The sequence below is a fragment of the Nemorincola caseinilytica genome (assembly GCF_039540515.1).
Lineage (GTDB): Bacteria > Bacteroidota > Bacteroidia > Chitinophagales > Chitinophagaceae > Nemorincola > Nemorincola caseinilytica.
The window spans coordinates 54711-72928 of the sequence record NZ_BAABFA010000019.1 but is presented as its reverse complement, the minus strand read 5'-3'; the positions used below and the strand labels follow the sequence as shown (position 1 = coordinate 72928).

Genomic DNA, 18218 nt, shown 5'->3' with positions numbered 1-18218 from the left:
TTTTTATGCTGCCAACTGGCCGCCTGCGTACTGGTAAACCTGCGCAAGTGAGGCGAAGCTGCGCTCGTGTTGCCCGTAGCCTGCCCCCGGCAGGGATGCCCATTCTTTACGGCACTTGTAGATGGCTTCGCCGAAACGTCCTGCGATAACGTCCTCCAATGCTCCCCGCCGCCTGATCAGTTCTACCGCCGCCCTGTCCTGGCTGGCAGGGCTGAAATCCTGCAAGCCTAATGCCTGCTTCACGCTCTGCCACGTCCTGAAGAGTATCTGGTAGGCTCCTGCCGCTGTACTGGTAATGCCGCCCTTGTTGATGGCAATGTTCGGGTGCTGTGCATAGCTGTTGAAAAGCTGTCCTCCATAGAGGGTGCGGTAAGCGTTTGCCCCGTAAGTGCCTTCGGCATATTGTATCATCGTCAGGAATGCCCGCAGATTGACAGAGGCAGTATTTTTAGGTGCTGCCTGCGCTCTGAGCTTGGTGCTGATCGCCATAAGCAGAGCGGGTGCTGCGAGTGCGGCAAGTATGTACTTCCAGTTTTCTTTGAACAGGTCGCCCATATTGCTGCGTTTTAAAGATTTGCAGCCAGTCCGGCTGCAAACCGTTTGTTACTATTATGGAGTAGTGATCGTACCGTGCATAGCTGCGAATATGTGTGTATTCGCTTGCAGGCCGTCCGTAGTGCCCAACTCCACTGTCAGCTCTATCAGCACGTCATCAAGGATGAGGCGTGGGTTAGCGAGCTTGTAGTAGCCCAGCGGTTTCAGGTGGTAGTTGGCGGTCTTAAAGATGCTGCAACTTGTTTCCGGCAATATCTGCTTCTTGTTGGCTTTGAGGTTGATCTCACCCGTTGCCAGTGCAGGGAACCCTTCAATGCCCTGGAAGTTGGTTGCCATGATCTTGTCCTTGGTCAGGTCAGCCGAAACGCCAGCCAGCAGCGTAATACCGCTTACGAGGAACGCCTGATTTTTAGGCAGCTTTGCATTCGACACATTGCAGATACCTACCGATTTGCTGTCCTGTGTTTCGAACATCTTCACGGTTTTGCTGCTCACCTGCTTGATCGAGTAGATCACGTTGTCCGCAAGGCGAAGCTCACCTTTTACAAGTGCTTCCTTGATATTCGGTGGCAGTTCCCCGAAGTGCTTCTCCATTTCCGCCCTTGATCCCCTGCTTGATGCGCCGGGATTGGCGAGCTTGTTGATGGTCTTTGCCCTTGCGATAGGATTCATCCTGCGCAGTGCGCCCAGCAGCTCATCGCCGTCCAGACCGTCAATACCGAGCAATGCGCCTGTGTTGTTGTACTCTTCTACTCCTTCAAATCCGTACATAATTGTTGTTTTTGGTTTTTAAATTGATGGTTACGTTTTCTATTCTTTTGCTTTCCTTAGAGGTTGCGGTCTCCTATGTCCGAGAGGTCGCCCATTTCGCCGAGTTCCCCGAACTCGTTTGCTTCCCCGATCTCGCCAACCTCATCGTAGCCTTCCATATCGCCCATGCCGATGCCTGTCATTTCCATGTGTTCAAGGCCGCTCATTTCTATCTGGCGTTCTATCTGGTCAAGGGCTGCGAGTTCGTTGTTCAGCTCATTGTATGCACGGGCATCGTTGGGGTGCTGGAAGAATTGCAGTGCGCCGATGCCGTTTGCGCTTTCTTCCTTGTTCTTGTTGAGAAACGGTACTTTGTCGAGGTAAAGCTTTTCTTTCAGCGTATTACCATAGGCGCTTACACGCTCTTTGACCGCATCAATACTCAACCCGTCCACGCCTGATACCGATTTGTTCTGGAAGCCATTAGCCGCCATTAGCCCGACACCGAACAATGTGGCAAGGTGGTTGCCCATGTAGTGACCGATTCCCGTTACGCCCAGCCCGACAAGGAAGGATGGTTTACCGATAGCTGCCCCTGCAAGACCACCGCCTACAACGCCTATCGCCACGTCCTTTACGGTTTCAATCGCTGTGTTCTTCGGGTCGCCCTTGGTCTCTGTGCGGGTGGCGACACTATGCAGGAAGCTGGCGTTGTGCGCTTTTTTCGAGTAGCGGTTGCCCTTCGTTTTCCCCTTGGCACTTTTGTGTTTTCCTTTTGCCATATCTGTTATTTGGTTTTTACTGATCAATGAAACATCACCGCTTTCAGCTTGCCCCGGCTTACCGTCTTACCGCCTTTCTTGTGATGCACGGTTTTCTTCTTTGCCGCTGGTTTGCTTCGTTTGTGGTTTTTCTTCTTCCTGTGGTGAGGAACGCCATGCATAGCCCTGGAAGGGGAGCGTGATGGAGCGGGAGCTGCTGCGGCTGCCGACATGGACTTGGCTATGAGTGCGCCCACTGTGAGGACACCTACGCCTATGCCTACGGGCATGATCCACTTCTTGTTCTTTTCAAAGAAGCCCTCTTTAGGTTCATCGCCGCCGCCACTATCATCCGCGCTTTTCTTCGCTGCTGCTTTTGTTGGGGCTTCTGCTACACCGCTTTCTTCATCACCTCCACCGGAAGGTGCTACTGCTGTGCTGCCGCCACCACCACCGCCGCCGCCTGCGCTTGGAAGACTGGACGGGCTTTCAGCTTCTCCGCCACCACCTCCACCGGAACTGCTGCCGCCGCCAGAACTGCCTCCTGAACTACCACTACCTCCTGAAGAAGACCCGCTTTTGGATGAACCACCACTACCGGAGCTTTCATCAGACGATGAACCGCCATCTGTAAGGCTTTCTGCGGCTTTGGCATCTTCGCCATTCTTACCTTCCGGTATTTCCTTCTCCGCTTCTTTGTTGGCTTCCTCGTCAAAGTCCTCCGAGCCTTTACCCTTGCCGCCGAAGATGTCACCGATCTTTTTAAGCGTGGATGCTATGGCAGCGATAACACCGGATGCTGCTGCTATCGTTGCCGCCGTGATCGGTTCGCCCAATTCTCCGAGTTCACCGACAGGGTTTTCCGATTCGAACATCTCATTGCCGATAACATTCCTTACAGGCATATTCCTGTGCAGCCTGTTTACAGGGTGGTGCGGGTGCATCGGGCTTAAATGTCTCATCCGGTTGTTCATCGCCATTGGTCGGTGAAATCTGCCCGTCCTGTGGTTGTACAATGCCCCGAAACCATCCAGCCCATGCACTTCATGGTTCTTATTGCCCTTGCCGTTCAGGATGGCTTTTTTCAGGTTCTCCGGTTTGCCGCCAGCACCGTAAAATATTTTCTCCAGCTTTTTACGGGTCTCTACCAGCTTATTCCATTTGCCCATGTCCATCTTCTTGGCTTTCGCCTGTTCCGGCGTGATATAGCTCCAGCGTAAGCGTTTGCCTACATTCCCGATATTCAGTTTCATGGAGGCCAGAACACCGTTGCGCAGGGCTACCGTAGCAGGGTTGAACTTATTGACCACGTTCAGCACCTTTTTCAGGTTTACCTTTTTGACCGCTTTCTTTACCCCTTGTCCGGCTTTCTTGATGCCTTGCCCTATCTTTTTGAACAGGCCGCCTTTCTTTTTGCCGCCACCGGATGAGCCGCCGCCTTTCGCTTTCTTTTTGAAGAGCTTGCCGAGTTCGTCCATGCCCCCGGTACCTTCCATATAGCCATCGCTATATCCGTCTAAACCGTTTAAATACTGTAGATCCATTTTGTAATCCTTTTTTTCGCTGTATGGTACTTCGTAGTCGAACTTGTCTGTCACGCAGTCAATGGCTACCTGTCTTCCGGGCAGTTCCGCTATCGGGTAGATGTGCTGGAAATAATCCCTGTGATACTTCGTGATGCGCAGCTTGTGCCTGATGCTCAGGTTAGTCAGTATGCTGCTGATGAACGTTGTGTAGCAATCACAATCCACACCCGCTTTCCGGTCGTGCCAGCTACGTGCAGGGCTTCTTATCTGCTCATAACCATCCCTGTCTTTGCGGTAGGCGATATGCCCGTACACGAATTGCCAGATATTGCGGCAGGTCTCGTAGTCATTTTTGCCCTTCAGTACGCCCGCTATGCCTTTTGTGTGCTGGAGCGTCTTGTGTACCACTTTCGGTATGAATGCTACTGTATCGCCTACGCCTGCATTTTTCATGACAGTATGTGTGTCCACGTTCGCCTTGGGAAACAGGTGGTCATACTCAGTCCCGCTTTTAATCGTCCTCGCTTTTCTTGCTTCCATTCTTTTCGTGTTTTAACGTCAGGTCTTGTTTGTGTTCAAAGGGTATCTGTGACCAGCCCAGGTCTATGGTTGTGATGACACCTACGTTGAAAACAATCGACTTGTTATTGAGCAGTGACTTGACCACGTCATACATCACCGAGAAAAAGCTGAGGACGGGTATCTTGACCATCATGTCCTTTATTAGCACTTGTCCGTAGGCAGGTATCTTAATGTCTTTGTTGACGACCTGTGAGCTTCCGGCAAGCACATCTTTATGGGTGATCTCTATGAACGGGTACTTGATCTTGAAACTCGCCCCGGTAGGGTTCTTCAGCAGTGCGTCTACCCGTATCGTCAGCCCGTCAAGGCTTAACTGGTGGATGTTTGCATTGGGTATCACCTGCAATTGAACTCCTGCTCTGCGTATTCGTGCGAAGTAGACGGCTCCTGCTATTAACCCTGCTCCGATGGCTGTTCCTGCGATAACTTTTGTTGCGCTCATTGTTGCCTTTGTTTTCTCTTTCGTTCGATATATTCAGCCGTCAGCTTGTAGCCGAGCCAGACCGCACCACCCAAAAAGGCTTTGAGGCCATAATCCAGCAGTCCATTTACGTCTACATTGGCGAGGAGTATCGTACCTGTAAGCAATACGTTGCTGAAATGCGTTGTCGCACTATCTGTCTTTACCATAAATTCTTAGTTGTTTTTATGAAAGGTATCATTGCCGGGGAGGGGTGGTGTCCTTGTTTGGGCCAAAGAGGACAGTTGTTCCACCACAATCCCCATATATCCACCACAATCCCTGAACTTCCATTATCCGGTAATGGTCTCGGACGGCATTCCGAGCTTTTGCAGGATGATCTTTACCTGCGCATTGGTGTAGTATCTCCCACGCTTATCGCCTATGTCGGCTTTGAATGGGGCTACCCATCTGTAGAAGGTCTTTAGGCTGATACCGTATAACTCCGCAAGCTGCAGGCTGGTCAGCGGCTTGAGGGTGAACGTAATATCGCCGTTAGCCTCGTTGACGTGTTTGTCCATAATTACTGGTTGATGTAGTTGAAGTGATAGATGGTTGTGTAGAAAGATTGAAGCAGGCTCTTAGCGTTCATGTCCACAAGCTTGTCGTGGCATTGCTGAAGTATGCCTTTTGACGGGTGCAGGCAGTACAGGTAATAGTGGTTAGCCAGCACCGTATAATGTTTAAGGTGTCCGGGTACGTTCTTACGTGTTTCTTCAACCGCCTGAAGCCAACCCTTTGTTTCGGGGAAGCCTTGGTGATACTTGGGGTTTAGCCAGATGGCTGGTGACGGCAACACGCTCTGCTCTTTCGAGGCGAGGTAGTTCTTGGTCAGGATAATGCGCTCGCAAAAGGCAATGAGGGCTTTCCTGCGGTGGGTAGATTCCCTGAAATGTGTGATGAGATGTTCTTTGGCTTTGCTGATCTCTTCATCAGTGAATTTCTGCTCACTCCATAGCAGGGCATGTGCGAAGTTCCATGCTACCTTGCCCAGGTAGAACACATTCAGTTTCCTTTGTGCGAACTTCTTTTTCGGCGGCATGAGTTCTTTCATCTTTGTATTCATATGGTCTGATTTTGACTTTTTTCGACACAAAGATGCTATTGCCGCAAAGGGCTACTTTCCACTTAGCGCATGTAATGAGAGGTAACGCAAACAAATAGCAAGAAATAGCAGGTAACTGCATGAAACGTAACGACACGTATCAAAACGTAAGGTTTCGGCACGTTTGTGACAGTTGTTGTCAGTTTTAATAGCGGTGTAACCCTATTTCAGGAGTTACCGGACGAGTCAAAAACAAGTCAACTTAAGTTGCAAAATAGTTGCCGACATTTAAATAATGGTTGGACGCTCTTCGAAGTAATTTGTCTTCGCTTTGCCTTCTAATCAAAGCTATTCAGAAGTAGATTGTATTAATACAGAAATAGGGCGCCTGTATGCACAGACACCCTACTTTTCTTTACTGGTAAAGCGAACTATTGCTAAAATCTTTACTACTTCAGTTCGATTCCGAACGCTTTAGCCATAACGATCTGATTGAAATACTCGGTATACTCAACAATTTTACCATTTTTCAATTTGAAGGTTCCGATATAGTCATTTTCGTATTTTCCACCGTTTTTAATTTCAATTTCACCCCGAAATTTTACAAAGAAAAAGTTGGGATCTTCTGTTGCAAATATCTGTCTTGGGAACCTCATGTTCCCAAAGTTTGCAGTCAGCCCACTGTATTGCGTGTAAACTCCGCTAGCGCCATCAAAACTTTTCGGAACCCCGGTAGGCGAATAAGGATTTAGCTGTTTCCCATCTTCCGCAAAAATTTCCTTGAGTATTTCGAATTTTTGTGTTTCTAACGCGACAAAAAAATTGTCGACAACTTTGCGATTTTGTTCGATAAGCGACTGGTTCATTGTTGCAGTTTTTAATGTTTTTGAATTTTGTCCAAATGCTGCGATTGATGCTGTCGTCATCAATATTATGAGTAGTGTTCTCATGCTTTTAATTGATTTGGATGACAACCGACGACACTTTTGCAGTACTTTTTTTGACAGCATAGAGCAACAAAAAGCCCCATTCAGTTTCGTAACACGTAAAAGGGGGCTTATACGCATCTATAGTTTCGGCATTTATACAGATAATGAGTTATTTCGTCCGAAAACGAATCGAGCCTTTGATAGCAGTTTGATGAGGTAGTTATCTAGAAAAATACATTTAAGGGCCTTAAGTTTACTCCCGCCCTTAATACGGAAGTTGTACTATTGTAATACAAAAGACTTTCTGCATTTCCGTAGAACCATTGCAAAAATAAAAACTGATTTGACTTTTTTGAAATTCTGTAACTGATCGCAGACTGCAAATTACCATTCCATCCCTTATCGCCTTTGCGACAATTAAGGTCCATGGAGAGTCTGTCATTTATGATTGAATAGTGAAATGCCAATTCTGCATATCCGATGTAATGAAATAGCTGTGGATTATCTTCATACATAAAGGGAATCCAAACCTTTATATCGACGTTGAGATCATCATTTAGCTTCGTTCTGAAAGATGCAGCAACCCGATTCCAGCTCCGAGAAAAGATGGAGTCTCGTCCGTTCGACTCATGCTCAATTGCAAATACTAATAGGCCTGTTAGGTTACTAGTTTTTTTTGAAAATGTCGGCACGCCGAATGCGATTGTAGGATTGTAATTGGATTCGGCAAATGGATTAGATTTTTCAAAAATATTCCAGAACGACTTTTGAGTATAAGTCATAAAAAGCATGCTGTTTAGCGGTAACTTACCGCTGAATAGCCTTTGCTTAAAACTGATTTGAAATTTTGCATTTGAAGTGGCTGAGGTAATTTTTTTGTCTGTCTCAGCACCCAGTACAAAATAATTGTCGTTGTATATTGAAAACGACGGCATGCGTCCAACAAGCGAATCAAAAAATCTCTTCTTCATTGCAAACTGCGATTGCGCCTTGTTAGGGCACACTACTAATGACAATAGCAAGATAAAAAGTAGCAGATTAATTTGCTTTGAGCTGTACGGAGTTTTCACCTAGTAGAGGGTTTGGCTTGTATTTATAATACCTAGAAAGATTCTCATCTGCATACTTTAGGATATGATTAACCGCTTCATCAATTGAATCCGTAAATACTATAAGGTCCTTATCCTCTTGACTAATTGCATTACTTTCGGCCATTCCATTAATATGACTGATTAGATTTTTATGATAATCTATTCCGACAAGCGCGATTGGAAATTTCCTAATTTTCTTCGTTTGTATCAAGGTTATCGTCTCAAAGAACTCATCAAGCGTACCAAAACCTCCAGGCATCACTACAAATCCAACGGAATATTTTCTGAGTAGTTCTTTTCTCACGAAAAAAAACTCGATGTTGATATATTTGTCCAAATAAGAATTGGGGCGCTGTTCGTTAGGTAACGCAATGTTGCAGCCGAGAGAGATGCCACCTGCGTCTCTTGCGCCTCGGTTAGCGGCTTCCATTAACCCTGGGCCGCCACCTGTCATTATCGACATCCCAGCCTTTGAGAGTTTGAATGAAATGTCTCTGGCTTTACCATAATACGTACTCGTCTCGCCGAAACGAGCGGAGCCAAAAACAGTTACACATGGTCCAGTAAAATGCAAAGCACGGAAACCCTTAACAAATTGAATCACCGTAGCAGCGCAATATCGAAGCTCTGCCATGCGCGATAAAGGGCCCGATAAGAAGGTCGTCTCTTCTTTACGTAATTTTGGCTTATCCATATTATAGAAGTTCTCTCATCTGAGATGATCACATCTTTAAATGCATTTGATCTTGCTATTCTGGTTTTGCTGCGCAGCTACTCAACTTAAAGTATGCCGGTATTTACCATTCCCATTCATAAAGGAAGATTTTGTAGCTAACCAGAACAGACAAGGAAAGAAATGCATGGGTACTGACAAGCCAGGAAATAGTTCTGGCATTTCTACTGATAATGGTAGAGTGACAGCAAAAGATGAAACTAGCGATGCGAACGTTAAAACGAGTAAGATAACGTTAAACCAGGCATCGACATTTTTGTTCGCAATCCTCGAAAAGAATAAATATCCAAAAGAGATGATGAAACATCCCACTAATGATGCTAAGGCGATTGACTTTTCGTTTATTATAACTGAGAAATCTACAGACAATGAGGAGCAATATATTACCTTATAGATGTCTGCAGCCGCCATTGCCAAAATGGAGCAAAGAACCGCTTGGTAAAAAGCTTGTTTCATAAAGTTATTTTGTGACGGGAACTGATATGTCGATCAATAAGATTTTTGATGCTTTGCCGGCCATGCCACTCTCAGGGCCGACACCATAGTCCAGTCGATTAACCGAAAAAGAACCTGAGAAAACGTTATTCCTAAATGTAAAGGGAATAGAAATTTCCTTTTCGGTTTCCTTGATCTTCAATTTCCCGGTTAGCACATAACCTGACGCACTTTTCGTAACTGACGTAGATCTGAAATAGATATAGGGATATTTTTTTACGTCAAAAAAGCGCTCACCTTTTGCATGTTTATTTTTCAACCCATTACCTGTATTGATAGATGCGGCCTCAATTTGAATTTCAAATTTTGCTTTCGACAGATTATTCTCATCGAAATTAATAACTCCTGTCATTGAATTGAAAACGCCAGAGGGATTATCACTGGAGAATTTGATGGAGTAGCCGTCTTTCAACTTCCATTCACTGCCTTGCGGCATTACATAAGAACACAAAACTAAAAAGGCAAGTACTGCCAGCATCAATGTTGTCTTTTTCATGATTTAATATTTAGTTGTTTAATTTTATCCAATAAAATGTTTTAGATAGGAATAATTTTTTCCCGACCATTGTCAAACTACCTTCCGTTATGTAGATTTTTGTGTTTATCTTAAAGGGCTGGTTAGGTGGCGCGAGCACCGTTTTATAACAATTGTCTTTTGAGTCAAAGGTGCAGTCATCAAAGAGTATTTTGCCTATCCATTCTTTTTTTTCCGATGCTGTTAATTGAGCGGCCCATTTTCCACTTTTAGTTCTGTAAACATGCATCGTCGACCCACTGAGTTCCTTACTGTACCAATTTCCAACAATAACATCACTACTTTGCGCTATGGCATTCACTACAGAAATTAGCAGAAAAGCGAAAGAAATGAGTATCTTCTTCATATCGTATCTACGATGTTTTTTTATAGTTCAGGATTGCCCAAGCGTTGAAAAACATAGCCATAATTGAAATGATAATTAGTTGCGGTAGTATATCCGTAAAACCGCTTCCCTTTAATACTACCATTCGCATCACGTCGATAAAATATGTTACTGGATTTACCTTAGCAATCGACTGTGCCCATGCTGGCATACTATCAATAGACGTAAAAAGCCCGCTCATCAGCATGAAGATCATCATACAGAAAAACGCTAAGCTCATGGCTTGTTGTTGAGTGCTTGAATACGTCGATATCAACAGACCAATTCCTAAAAGTGTTATCAAATAAATCGATAGAAATAAATACATCAGCAAGATTGATCCGATTGGAACTATGTGATAAACAAACCTTGCGATACCAAATAAACCAATGGAAAAGACAATGTTTCCTATTATCCAAAAAGGAATCATTTTACCCAATATGAAAATATGCTTCTTTATAGGGGTTACATTTATTTGTTCAATAGTGCCTACCTCCTTTTCTTTAACAATGTTTAGTGCACACATATATGATGCGACCATCGTCACAAGTATTACTAAAATACCCGGTACCATGTAAAACGGATAATTTAAAAACGGATTATACCAGTTGAGATTAGTCACTTCTATTGTGGGACTAACGGCGTTCCGCTGGGATTGCAACCAACTCATCCTAATATCAGAATTATAGCTAGAAATTATTCTGGTTAAATAGGCACTGCCTACTGAAGCCTTGGTTCCATTGATTGCGTTTACTGCAATGGACAAATTGCTAGCGTTTCGGCGTATAAGATCATTTTCAAAATTTGTTGGTATCTCTAGAATTAGGTCTGAATTATCCTTTTGAAATTCTCGAAATGACTGGGCAAAGGAATTACTGTAGTCGTTAAGTTTAAAGTAACCAGATGCAATTATCTTATTCGTGAGGCGAGTAGAATATGTGCTATGATCGTGATCTACGATTGAAATATTGATATTTTTAATTTCGAAATCCGCCGCCAATGGCATTACCAGAAGTTGTATTAGTGGCATTGCTATAATCATCCGCAAGATCATAGTGTTGCGAAAAATCTGACGAAATTCTTTTTTCAGCAAATAGCTAAGTGTTCTCATGCTAAACGGATTTTAAATTTTCTGATGCTAACAATCAGTAAAAAGCATGTCATAGACACCAGGATAATTGTTTCTTTCCAAATAGCCTTTAATCCCAAGCCTTTTATCATAATTGATTTAATGGTAATATAGTACCACTTAGACGGTACTATATTAGCGACGATCTGTAAAGCTCGTGGCATGTTTTCGAGGGGGAACATGAAACCGGTAAACATCATAGTAGGCAATAACATCCCCATCAACGAAACCAACATTGCTGTTTGTTGACTGTCTGTTGAATTAGAAATAAGAAGTCCTAGAGACAACGCACAAAGTATTAGCAGTGAGCTTTCGAAATACAATAAAGGGATGCTGCCATTTATTGGCATTCCCATAAGGGTTGAGCTTAATACTAAAATGATGGTAAGATTAACCAGCGACAACACAAAGTAAGGAACAGCTTTACTTATAACAACTAGGATAGGATTGAAAGGTGACACCAGCAGTATTTCCATTGTTCCGGTTTCCTTCTCCCTCACAATAGATACTGAAGTCATTAAAACACAAACTAAAAGCAGCACAAGCGCCATTACACCGGGAACAAAGTTGTATACGCCCTTCAGCTCAGGATTGTAGATCATTCGTACATCAGTATTAATTTGAAGTGGAACTTTTGATCCGGCCGTTATCTCTTGTTGATACTGCATAATAATATTTGTTGCATAGCTGGTTAGTGTGCTCGCAGTATTAGGGTCGGATGCGTCCGCTATGATCTGAATCTGGGCTTTGTTTAAATGCAATAGATCACTATTGAAATTTGAGGGAAATACAATGGCTAGTTTTACTTTGCCAGTCTTAAATGCTTTTTCTATTTCCCGATGGCTAAGTATGGACTTTGTTACATCAAAGTTTTTGCTAACCTGCAATTGAGTTATGATTCGATGAGATGCTTGATCATTCGCATAATCGCATACTATTATATTTGAATTTTTTATCTCGTTAGTTAATGCGAATCCAAATAAAACGATTTGCGCTATTGGCATACCAAAAAGCAATAGCAATGTTTTTGGATCTCTGAAGACGTGGTAAAATTCTTTTTGGACAAACGTCAAAAATTGTTTCATAGTTAATCGGCTTTACGTTTTGCGCCCCTCGCGAGTTCGAAGAATACTTCGTCCATTGTAGTGGCGGAGAATTGTTGTTTTAGCTTAGTAGGCGAGTCCAGTGCTTTAATTACACCATCAACCATCATGGTAATCCGATTACAATACTCAGCTTCATCCATGTAGTGAGTAGTTACGAATACTGTGATGCCTTTGTCAGCTGCGTCATATATAAGATCCCAAAATTGTCGTCGTGTAATTGGATCAACACCACCAGTTGGCTCATCAAGGAAAACAATTTTCGGTTCATGTAGAATTGCAACGGAAAAGGACAATTTTTGCTTCCATCCCAAAGGCAAGTCGCCCACCAATTTTTTCGCCTCTCGTTGCATTCCCAAAGTTTCAACAAGTGACTGTCCTTTTTCTTTCAATATTCGTTTTGTTAATCCGTAAATGCCACCAAAAAATTCGATATTCTCCATCACCGTCAGATCCTCGTACAGAGAGAATTTCTGACTCATGTAACCAATATTTTTCTTTATTTTTTCAGTGCCTGTATAAATGTCATAACCGGCAATTGTAGCATTGCCGGATGATGGCCGAGACAGCCCGCATAGCATTTTCATAGCGGTAGTTTTGCCTGCACCATTTGCACCTAGAAATCCAAAGATCTCGCCGGAGTATACGTCGAACGTTATCTCATTTGTTGCGATGAAATCTCCGAAACGTTTAGTGAGCTTTTCGGTATGTATTACGATGTCATTTGTCATTGTTCATAAGTTTGATGAAACAGTCTTCAATTGTAGGCATCGCAATTGTCATGTTAATTTCTTCATTGCCATGCTCGCGCATTTCCTTTACTAATTGCTCGTTGGTATTCTCTTCCTTTAAGGTAATGTGATGGAATTCTCCAAATGCAAAACTGCTTTTGACAAATCGACTGTGGCGCAAGTCATTCAAAAGTTTACTCATATTCTTGGCTCGTATTGCATACAAATTGTCTGGAAACTGCTTCGTAATATTTTGAGGAGTATCAATGGACATTATAGTACCCGATTGCATTAAAGCTATCCGCTCACAAAGAGTGGCCTCATCCATATAAGGGGTAGACACTAAAATTGTAATTCCCTGATGCTTCAACCGTTGAAGCATTTCCCAGAACTCTTTTCTTGAAACAGTATCTACTCCGGTGGTAGGCTCATCTAAAAACAGAACAGTTGGCCGATGTATTAATGCACAACACAGAGCAAGTTTTTGTTTCATTCCTCCTGATAGTTTGCCGGCTCTTCGGTCTTTGAAGGGTTCTATTTGAACGTATATATCTTTAATAAGATCGTAATTTGCAGCAATGGAAGTATTAAATATTGTTGCGAAGAACCTTAGATTTTCTTCTACGGTGAGATCCTGATAAAGTGAAAACCGTCCCGGCATGTAACCAACTTTACTCCTTATTTTTTTATAGTCTTTGACTACATCAAGCCCATTTACGGAGGCGGTACCACTGTCAGCCAAAAGTAATGTAGTTAGGATACGAAAGATGCTCGTCTTGCCTGCACCATCGGGGCCTATCAATCCAAATAATTCTCCTTTTCCTACAGAGAACGAAACATCATTAACCGCGGGTATTTTATTTTTGTTATAGGTCTTAACGATATTGTCAAGTACTACGTCGATCATAGTTTAGAATTTTAATTCCCCGTACATCCCAGTCTTATAACTACCGTCGTTAGCAATTTTCACCTTTATTGCATAAACCATGTTTGCCCTCTCGTCTTTAGTCTGAATGGTTTTCGGCGTAAACTCCGCCTTATCATTTATCCATATGATCGTTCCTTCTCTCTCTTTATACCCTCCGCTTCCATTATCCGTATTTACTTTCACCTTTTGGTTAAGTTTTACATTGGGCAACTGGTTGCCGGATATATATGCTCTCAAGATAATGGTCGATAGATCGGCAATTTTATATATCGCTTTGCCTGGCGATGCCATCTCGTGTGCTTGCATGTATTTAGACAGGACTGTGCCATTAATAGGATTTATTATTCTGCTTTTAGATAGTTGATCATTTATCTGCTCAATCTGAACAGCGAGTGGTCTTGTGTCGCTATTGAAACTTTCGTTTGATATACTCAGAGATGACCTTTGAGCCTCGATTTGTCTTTTAATGACCGCTATGTTGGCATTAATATCGTCTAACTGTTTTGGGGTTGCAGCATCTCCTTTTAGAAGGTTGATAGTCCTCGCCCGTTCTCTTTCTGTTGTTGCAAGTTGTGTTTCTAATGCAGCAAGCTGTACGCTTACGTCAGGCTTTCTCTTTAGTAAGGCGGTGATTTGAGTTTCTAACTGCTTTTTTTTGAGGTATAGCTGGACAGTATCTATATAGCCGATGATATCGCCAGCTCTCAAAGCCTGCCCTTCTTGAATATTAAGTTCGTTGATGTTACCGGTAGCTTGGGCGGAAACGATTGTTTCTTCAGCTTCGAAAGCGCCTGATGCGTCAAATGATTTCTCTTCGTTTTTGCAGGCAGCAAATAGCATGATGCTTAAGAATATCGTTGTTATTTTGATCCCTTTAGTCATTGTTTTTAATTTTATGTTTAATTGCCTGAGGTGAATTGAAAGTTATACTGCGCTTGCAGCAGCTGTATCTTATGTAAAATGAGGTTTTGAGCGGCTAGGTCAAGTGCGTTCGCTGCCGTTGTATAGTCATTTGTCGAAGCCACTCCGAACTCCAATTGATTTTTAGTAACCTCTTTTATACGCTGGCGAATCACTATAATTTCCCGATCTGTATTGATGAGCTCCAGTATTTTCTGGATCTCAGAATTTTGTTGTTTTAACGTCAGATTTGTGTTGAATAGAAATACGTCCCGTTGTACGTCTATGCCAACCTTATTAAGTTCAAGCAATCTTCTTTCATTACGCAGCGTATAATAGCTATTGAGATTCCAGCTAAAACGCACTCCACCTATGTAATAAGTTTTGAAATCGTTGCTTAGCATATTAAGTGCGGGTCGGCCGTATCCACCTTGTAGAAATAAGCTTGCCTTTGGTAGGGTTTTATTGGATATAAGTTTACTTTGGATGTCAAACGTATTTTTTTGCAAGTCATACAGTCGCAATTCTGGCCTGTTTATTTGGCTGGTGGATAATATTTGTGGTTTTGGCATTTCGAAAATATCACCAACATTTATTTGTCGTCCCACAAAAAGAGAAAGCATATCGATATACCCCTTTCTGTTAGCCTGTAATTCAATAATACGTTGGTCGGTTTTTAACAGTTCTGCATTTAAGTTGTCTGCCGAAGTTTTCAATGCTACCCCGTTTGCTATCGCTACATTAGTTTTTGTTACAGCGCTTTCAATATCACCTCTAAGAAGATTCGATTGTTCTATTTGGTCCTGAAGTAGCAGTATGCTAAAAAATATATTATTTATTCGGTCTTTAAGTTTATATATATCAACTTCTGTTTTTTGCACATCTATTCGCGCATTTACTTTTAGCAATTCCTTTTGATCTCGTATCGTAAACAGATCAGTTAATGGCTGCGATACTTCACCGTAAATTTTATACTGATCCTTGCTCAAAGGTTCTATAGTAACATTCGGCAGGCTTATTGGAATTTGGGTTACCTCAGATTGATAGGTGCCCTGACCGTTTATATTGAATTGCGGCAAGTATCCCTTGTTAGCATTTGCGATGGTGTATTCGTTAGATTTTTCAATCAACGCATATTGTTTTATAAGTGGAAAATTGCGCGAGGCAAGCGCTAGACAGCTATCCAGCGTCAGCGTAGAGCTGCCTTGTGCAAAAGCAGTGGTGTTTGCTAAAAACCACATTACCATTACCAATTTTTTCGTAAGATTTTTCACCATTATTTTCTTGTTTTAATCATTTATTTAATCGCATGACAAAAAAAATACTACGTAAACATGGCTTTTATCCAGCTCGGAATTAGCTTTTTGCGGTTTTGCATAAGTGTATTAAATGAAGAGTCATCCAAATTGCCGATTTTTTTTAGCATCGGATTCGCAATGAAAGGGAACATTACTAAGCTCATCATATTTATGATGAAATGAAGGACGTTGGGCTCATTCAATTCTCCTTTTTCAACCGCTAGTTGATGTTGCTTTATAAGGACTGAATTCTTTATCAAATTTGCGACTGGCAAACGTTCCAGGAACTTATCCGGATCGTTCCTTATCTCACTCATTATAAATAGGGGGATTTCCGGTTCTTTTGTTATGAAGTCTATATACTTGTCCGCCATAATTTCAACCTTCTTTTCCAATGTTGTTTTTTCGTCATTAAAGACCAACGACATATTTTGCAAAAAATCACGCATGGTTTCAAACATGATAAGCTCAAATAGCTTTTGCTTACTTCTGAAATAATAATTAAGAAGTGCAATATTGATCCCAGCTTCTTCTGCAATATCCCTTGTTCTGGTTGCAGCATACCCTTTCCTGTGGAACACAGAACGCGCCGCATTTTTTATTTTCCACTCAGTTGTGGTATCCATTCCCTCATTACTAATCTTATCAAACATATCTTCATCAAGTACTCGCCGCAAAATTACTTGCTTTATTTTGATTTAAGCAAATAAATTAATCAAACGATTAATTGTCGAACAAATAATTTTTAATGCACTTCATAAGATGCTGTTTTGTAAAAATTTAAACTATTAAAATGGAAAAGATAACGAATGAATGCTCAACTAAGGGGTATCGTTAAAGCAAGCTATACGATCGATTTTCGTAATTTTTGATGATATTTTTTGATACTTTTTTTGCGTATTTGCAAAATATAATTACTTTTGACCCGACATAGTAAGAGAAAATGGCAGAAAAAGTATCAAAGGGACTAATTGTATTGGCAAGAGAATCAAGGGGATTCAGTCAACTTGAAGTGTCGAACCGAGTAGGTATGTCCCAGCAAAACATGGGAAAGATTGAGAGCGGCGACATAGGAATAAAAGACGAAACGCTTGGTCAGATTGCTGAAATAACTAACTATCCGATTTCATTCTTTAGACAAGAAAACGAGGTTTATCCAGAACATCTTGTATATCGCCGTCGGGATAAAGTTTCAGCCGGATTACTCACGCCTATAAATGCAAGGGTCAACATAATACGTTTTCATGTTGAACATTTATTGAAAGTACTTCCGGTTTCCAAACCTGAATTACCTCTTTTCGAAGTGTCAGAAAAGAACACCCCTCAAGCTATTGCCCAAAAAGTCAGAAAAACTTGGCAAATAAATACTCCAGTTATACCCAATGTTGTAAAGTTATTGGAGGATAATGGTATAGCTATTGCCTGTTTTGATTTTGGTACAGAGCGGGTTGATAGCCGTTGTATTATAACAGACGCTAAATACCCGGTAATTATCTTCAATAAAACGCTTTTGGGAGACCGTCAGCGATTTTCATTGGCCTATCAGCTTGGACACTTGCTAATGCATACTGCCTTTAAAGTGGATTGGGAAAGAGACATTGCCCATGAAGCGAACCTTTTCGCAGCAGAGTTCTTGATGCCTGAAAACGAAATAAGGAAAGACTTTGAGGCTGGGATTACCTTGCCTTTGCTTGCTCATTTAAAAACGAAATGGAAAGCCTCTATGATCTCACTACTTTATCGGGCCGATGATCTTGGCTTCTTAACACCCAATCAGAAGAGATACCTGATACAGCAATTTAACGAACAGAAATTGCGGAGGCGAGAGCCTGTAGAACTTGATATTGACATAGAAAGACCTGAGCTAATAAGAAGATGGATCAGCGAAGTGAAATCAAAACAGAAGCTGGACACGAATGGTATAGCAGCCTTGCTCCATCTTCATACCGATGAGTTCATCGAAATTTATGGATAGAATTGCTGCCTCTACATTCACAACCCATCAAGTGGTAAATTCTAAAGCGATATATTATGGTAGGAAATGAAAATGTTACATCAATCAATGTAAGGCCGTACAACTACAAAGAGCTAACAACACTTTATGGAGTTAGCCAGCGTACTTTCAAAACATGGCTTGAACCCTTCATGGCTGAGATTGGCGAAAAACGTGGTCGATACTTCACCGTGAAACAAATGGAAGTGATTTTTAAGAAGTTGGGGTTTCCCAAAAACATGCAAGAAGTGTAATCTATGGGGATTGTGGTGGAAGTATTGGCAACAACTGTCCACTTTGACCCAAACGC

Annotated in this window: 23 protein-coding genes; 3 read left to right on the top strand and 20 right to left on the bottom strand. The window is 42.2% G+C overall.

Annotated elements, in window-relative coordinates:
- Positions 1-3 precede the first annotated feature (3 nt).
- From ABD843_RS13170 to ABD843_RS13120, 11 genes are all read right to left on the bottom strand, one after another.
- Positions 4-489, bottom strand: a complete 486-nt coding sequence (locus tag ABD843_RS13170) for a glycoside hydrolase family 24 protein (RefSeq protein ID WP_345083904.1) — start codon at positions 487-489, stop codon at positions 4-6.
- A gap of 120 nt (positions 490-609) precedes the next feature.
- On the bottom strand, positions 610-1326 hold the full coding sequence (locus ABD843_RS13165) for a hypothetical protein (protein ID WP_345083902.1): 717 nt from the start codon (positions 1324-1326) through the stop codon (positions 610-612).
- A 56-nt stretch (positions 1327-1382) separates the two neighbouring features.
- Complete coding sequence (locus tag ABD843_RS13160; protein ID WP_345083900.1) at positions 1383-2087, bottom strand: hypothetical protein; 705 nt, start codon at positions 2085-2087, stop codon at positions 1383-1385.
- Positions 2088-2110: 23 nt separating this feature from the next.
- On the bottom strand, positions 2111-4132 hold the full coding sequence (locus tag ABD843_RS13155; RefSeq protein WP_345083898.1) for a hypothetical protein: 2022 nt from the start codon (positions 4130-4132) through the stop codon (positions 2111-2113).
- A complete protein-coding gene (locus ABD843_RS13150; protein WP_345083896.1) occupies positions 4104-4616 on the bottom strand; it encodes a hypothetical protein in 513 nt (170 codons plus the stop codon). Before ABD843_RS13150 ends, ABD843_RS13155 begins: the two co-directional genes overlap by 29 nt.
- Complete coding sequence (locus tag ABD843_RS13145; RefSeq protein ID WP_345083894.1) at positions 4613-4804, bottom strand: hypothetical protein; 192 nt, start codon at positions 4802-4804, stop codon at positions 4613-4615. The genes ABD843_RS13150 and ABD843_RS13145 overlap by 4 nt, the downstream gene beginning before the upstream one ends.
- Before the next feature lie 123 nt (positions 4805-4927).
- Positions 4928-5155 (bottom strand): hypothetical protein, encoded by a 228-nt coding sequence (locus ABD843_RS13140; protein WP_345083892.1) that lies wholly within the window; start codon positions 5153-5155, stop codon positions 4928-4930.
- A gap of 2 nt (positions 5156-5157) precedes the next feature.
- Complete coding sequence (locus tag ABD843_RS13135; protein WP_345083890.1) at positions 5158-5700, bottom strand: hypothetical protein; 543 nt, start codon at positions 5698-5700, stop codon at positions 5158-5160.
- A 428-nt stretch (positions 5701-6128) separates the two neighbouring features.
- A complete protein-coding gene (locus ABD843_RS13130; protein WP_345083888.1) occupies positions 6129-6629 on the bottom strand; it encodes a nuclear transport factor 2 family protein in 501 nt (166 codons plus the stop codon).
- Positions 6630-6832: 203 nt separating this feature from the next.
- Positions 6833-7579 carry a phospholipase A gene (locus ABD843_RS13125; RefSeq protein ID WP_345083886.1) on the bottom strand — a complete coding sequence of 249 codons (747 nt, stop codon included), beginning with the start codon at positions 7577-7579 and terminating at the stop codon, positions 6833-6835.
- 67 nt (positions 7580-7646) lie between these two features.
- Positions 7647-8393: an LOG family protein gene (locus ABD843_RS13120; protein ID WP_345083884.1), complete on the bottom strand. Its 747-nt coding sequence runs from the start codon at positions 8391-8393 to the stop codon at positions 7647-7649.
- A gap of 166 nt (positions 8394-8559) precedes the next feature.
- On the opposite strand from ABD843_RS13120, the gene ABD843_RS13115 reads away from it, so the two are divergent.
- Positions 8560-8826: a hypothetical protein gene (locus ABD843_RS13115; protein WP_345083882.1), complete on the top strand. Its 267-nt coding sequence runs from the start codon at positions 8560-8562 to the stop codon at positions 8824-8826.
- A 66-nt stretch (positions 8827-8892) separates the two neighbouring features.
- Here the strand turns inward: ABD843_RS13115 and ABD843_RS13110 are convergent, their stop codons facing one another.
- From ABD843_RS13110 to ABD843_RS13070, 9 genes are read right to left on the bottom strand one after another with little or no spacing between them, the layout of a single operon-like run.
- The gene (locus ABD843_RS13110; RefSeq protein ID WP_345083880.1) at positions 8893-9423 is read right to left on the bottom strand and encodes a YceI family protein; all 531 of its coding nucleotides are present in this window, start codon (positions 9421-9423) and stop codon (positions 8893-8895) included.
- A gap of 10 nt (positions 9424-9433) precedes the next feature.
- Positions 9434-9808, bottom strand: coding sequence for a hypothetical protein (locus tag ABD843_RS13105; protein ID WP_345083878.1), 375 nt, complete (start codon positions 9806-9808; stop codon positions 9434-9436).
- 7 nt (positions 9809-9815) lie between these two features.
- On the bottom strand, positions 9816-10937 hold the full coding sequence (locus tag ABD843_RS13100; RefSeq protein ID WP_345083876.1) for an ABC transporter permease: 1122 nt from the start codon (positions 10935-10937) through the stop codon (positions 9816-9818).
- Positions 10934-12040 carry an ABC transporter permease gene (locus tag ABD843_RS13095; protein WP_345083874.1) on the bottom strand — a complete coding sequence of 369 codons (1107 nt, stop codon included), beginning with the start codon at positions 12038-12040 and terminating at the stop codon, positions 10934-10936. The genes ABD843_RS13100 and ABD843_RS13095 overlap by 4 nt, the downstream gene beginning before the upstream one ends.
- A 2-nt stretch (positions 12041-12042) precedes the next feature.
- Entirely contained in the window at positions 12043-12789 is a 747-nt protein-coding gene (locus tag ABD843_RS13090; RefSeq protein ID WP_345083872.1) for an ABC transporter ATP-binding protein, read from the bottom strand.
- Positions 12779-13696: an ABC transporter ATP-binding protein gene (locus ABD843_RS13085; protein ID WP_345083870.1), complete on the bottom strand. Its 918-nt coding sequence runs from the start codon at positions 13694-13696 to the stop codon at positions 12779-12781. Before ABD843_RS13085 ends, ABD843_RS13090 begins: the two co-directional genes overlap by 11 nt.
- 3 nt (positions 13697-13699) lie before the next feature.
- Positions 13700-14599 carry an HlyD family secretion protein gene (locus tag ABD843_RS13080; protein WP_345083868.1) on the bottom strand — a complete coding sequence of 300 codons (900 nt, stop codon included), beginning with the start codon at positions 14597-14599 and terminating at the stop codon, positions 13700-13702.
- A gap of 17 nt (positions 14600-14616) precedes the next feature.
- Positions 14617-15894 carry a TolC family protein gene (locus tag ABD843_RS13075; RefSeq protein WP_345083866.1) on the bottom strand — a complete coding sequence of 426 codons (1278 nt, stop codon included), beginning with the start codon at positions 15892-15894 and terminating at the stop codon, positions 14617-14619.
- Between the two features lie 47 nt (positions 15895-15941).
- The gene (locus ABD843_RS13070; protein ID WP_345083864.1) at positions 15942-16592 is read right to left on the bottom strand and encodes a TetR/AcrR family transcriptional regulator; all 651 of its coding nucleotides are present in this window, start codon (positions 16590-16592) and stop codon (positions 15942-15944) included.
- Between the two features lie 266 nt (positions 16593-16858).
- Between ABD843_RS13070 and ABD843_RS13065 the strand changes: the two genes are divergently transcribed.
- Together ABD843_RS13065 and ABD843_RS13060 are read left to right on the top strand one after the other, a co-directional pair.
- A complete protein-coding gene (locus ABD843_RS13065) occupies positions 16859-17890 on the top strand; it encodes a helix-turn-helix domain-containing protein (protein WP_345083862.1) in 1032 nt (343 codons plus the stop codon).
- 56 nt (positions 17891-17946) lie between these two features.
- Positions 17947-18162: a hypothetical protein gene (locus ABD843_RS13060; RefSeq protein WP_345083861.1), complete on the top strand. Its 216-nt coding sequence runs from the start codon at positions 17947-17949 to the stop codon at positions 18160-18162.
- The last annotated feature ends 56 nt before the right edge of the window (positions 18163-18218 follow it).

Excerpts from the sequence above, each read along its gene's own strand:
- ABD843_RS13170 (WP_345083904.1), bottom strand. The coding sequence starts at position 489 with ATGGCGATCAGCACCAAGCTCAGAGCGCAGGCAGCACCTAAAAATACT.
- ABD843_RS13165 (WP_345083902.1), bottom strand. The coding sequence starts at position 1,326 with ATGTACGGATTTGAAGGAGTAGAAGAGTACAACAACACAGGCGCATTG.
- ABD843_RS13160 (WP_345083900.1), bottom strand. The coding sequence starts at position 2,087 with ATGGCAAAAGGAAAACACAAAAGTGCCAAGGGGAAAACGAAGGGCAAC.
- ABD843_RS13155 (WP_345083898.1), bottom strand. The coding sequence starts at position 4,132 with ATGGAAGCAAGAAAAGCGAGGACGATTAAAAGCGGGACTGAGTATGAC.
- ABD843_RS13150 (WP_345083896.1), bottom strand. The coding sequence starts at position 4,616 with ATGAGCGCAACAAAAGTTATCGCAGGAACAGCCATCGGAGCAGGGTTA.
- ABD843_RS13145 (WP_345083894.1), bottom strand. The coding sequence starts at position 4,804 with ATGGTAAAGACAGATAGTGCGACAACGCATTTCAGCAACGTATTGCTT.
- ABD843_RS13140 (WP_345083892.1), bottom strand. The coding sequence starts at position 5,155 with ATGGACAAACACGTCAACGAGGCTAACGGCGATATTACGTTCACCCTC.
- ABD843_RS13135 (WP_345083890.1), bottom strand. The coding sequence starts at position 5,700 with ATGAATACAAAGATGAAAGAACTCATGCCGCCGAAAAAGAAGTTCGCA.
- ABD843_RS13130 (WP_345083888.1), bottom strand. The coding sequence starts at position 6,629 with ATGAGAACACTACTCATAATATTGATGACGACAGCATCAATCGCAGCA.
- ABD843_RS13125 (WP_345083886.1), bottom strand. The coding sequence starts at position 7,579 with ATGAAGAAGAGATTTTTTGATTCGCTTGTTGGACGCATGCCGTCGTTT.
- ABD843_RS13120 (WP_345083884.1), bottom strand. The coding sequence starts at position 8,393 with ATGGATAAGCCAAAATTACGTAAAGAAGAGACGACCTTCTTATCGGGC.
- ABD843_RS13115 (WP_345083882.1), top strand. The coding sequence starts at position 8,560 with ATGGGTACTGACAAGCCAGGAAATAGTTCTGGCATTTCTACTGATAAT.
- ABD843_RS13110 (WP_345083880.1), bottom strand. The coding sequence starts at position 9,423 with ATGAAAAAGACAACATTGATGCTGGCAGTACTTGCCTTTTTAGTTTTG.
- ABD843_RS13105 (WP_345083878.1), bottom strand. The coding sequence starts at position 9,808 with ATGAAGAAGATACTCATTTCTTTCGCTTTTCTGCTAATTTCTGTAGTG.
- ABD843_RS13100 (WP_345083876.1), bottom strand. The coding sequence starts at position 10,937 with ATGAGAACACTTAGCTATTTGCTGAAAAAAGAATTTCGTCAGATTTTT.
- ABD843_RS13095 (WP_345083874.1), bottom strand. The coding sequence starts at position 12,040 with ATGAAACAATTTTTGACGTTTGTCCAAAAAGAATTTTACCACGTCTTC.
- ABD843_RS13090 (WP_345083872.1), bottom strand. The coding sequence starts at position 12,789 with ATGACAAATGACATCGTAATACATACCGAAAAGCTCACTAAACGTTTC.
- ABD843_RS13085 (WP_345083870.1), bottom strand. The coding sequence starts at position 13,696 with ATGATCGACGTAGTACTTGACAATATCGTTAAGACCTATAACAAAAAT.
- ABD843_RS13080 (WP_345083868.1), bottom strand. The coding sequence starts at position 14,599 with ATGACTAAAGGGATCAAAATAACAACGATATTCTTAAGCATCATGCTA.
- ABD843_RS13075 (WP_345083866.1), bottom strand. The coding sequence starts at position 15,894 with ATGGTGAAAAATCTTACGAAAAAATTGGTAATGGTAATGTGGTTTTTA.
- ABD843_RS13065 (WP_345083862.1), top strand. The coding sequence starts at position 16,859 with ATGGCAGAAAAAGTATCAAAGGGACTAATTGTATTGGCAAGAGAATCA.
- ABD843_RS13060 (WP_345083861.1), top strand. The coding sequence starts at position 17,947 with ATGGTAGGAAATGAAAATGTTACATCAATCAATGTAAGGCCGTACAAC.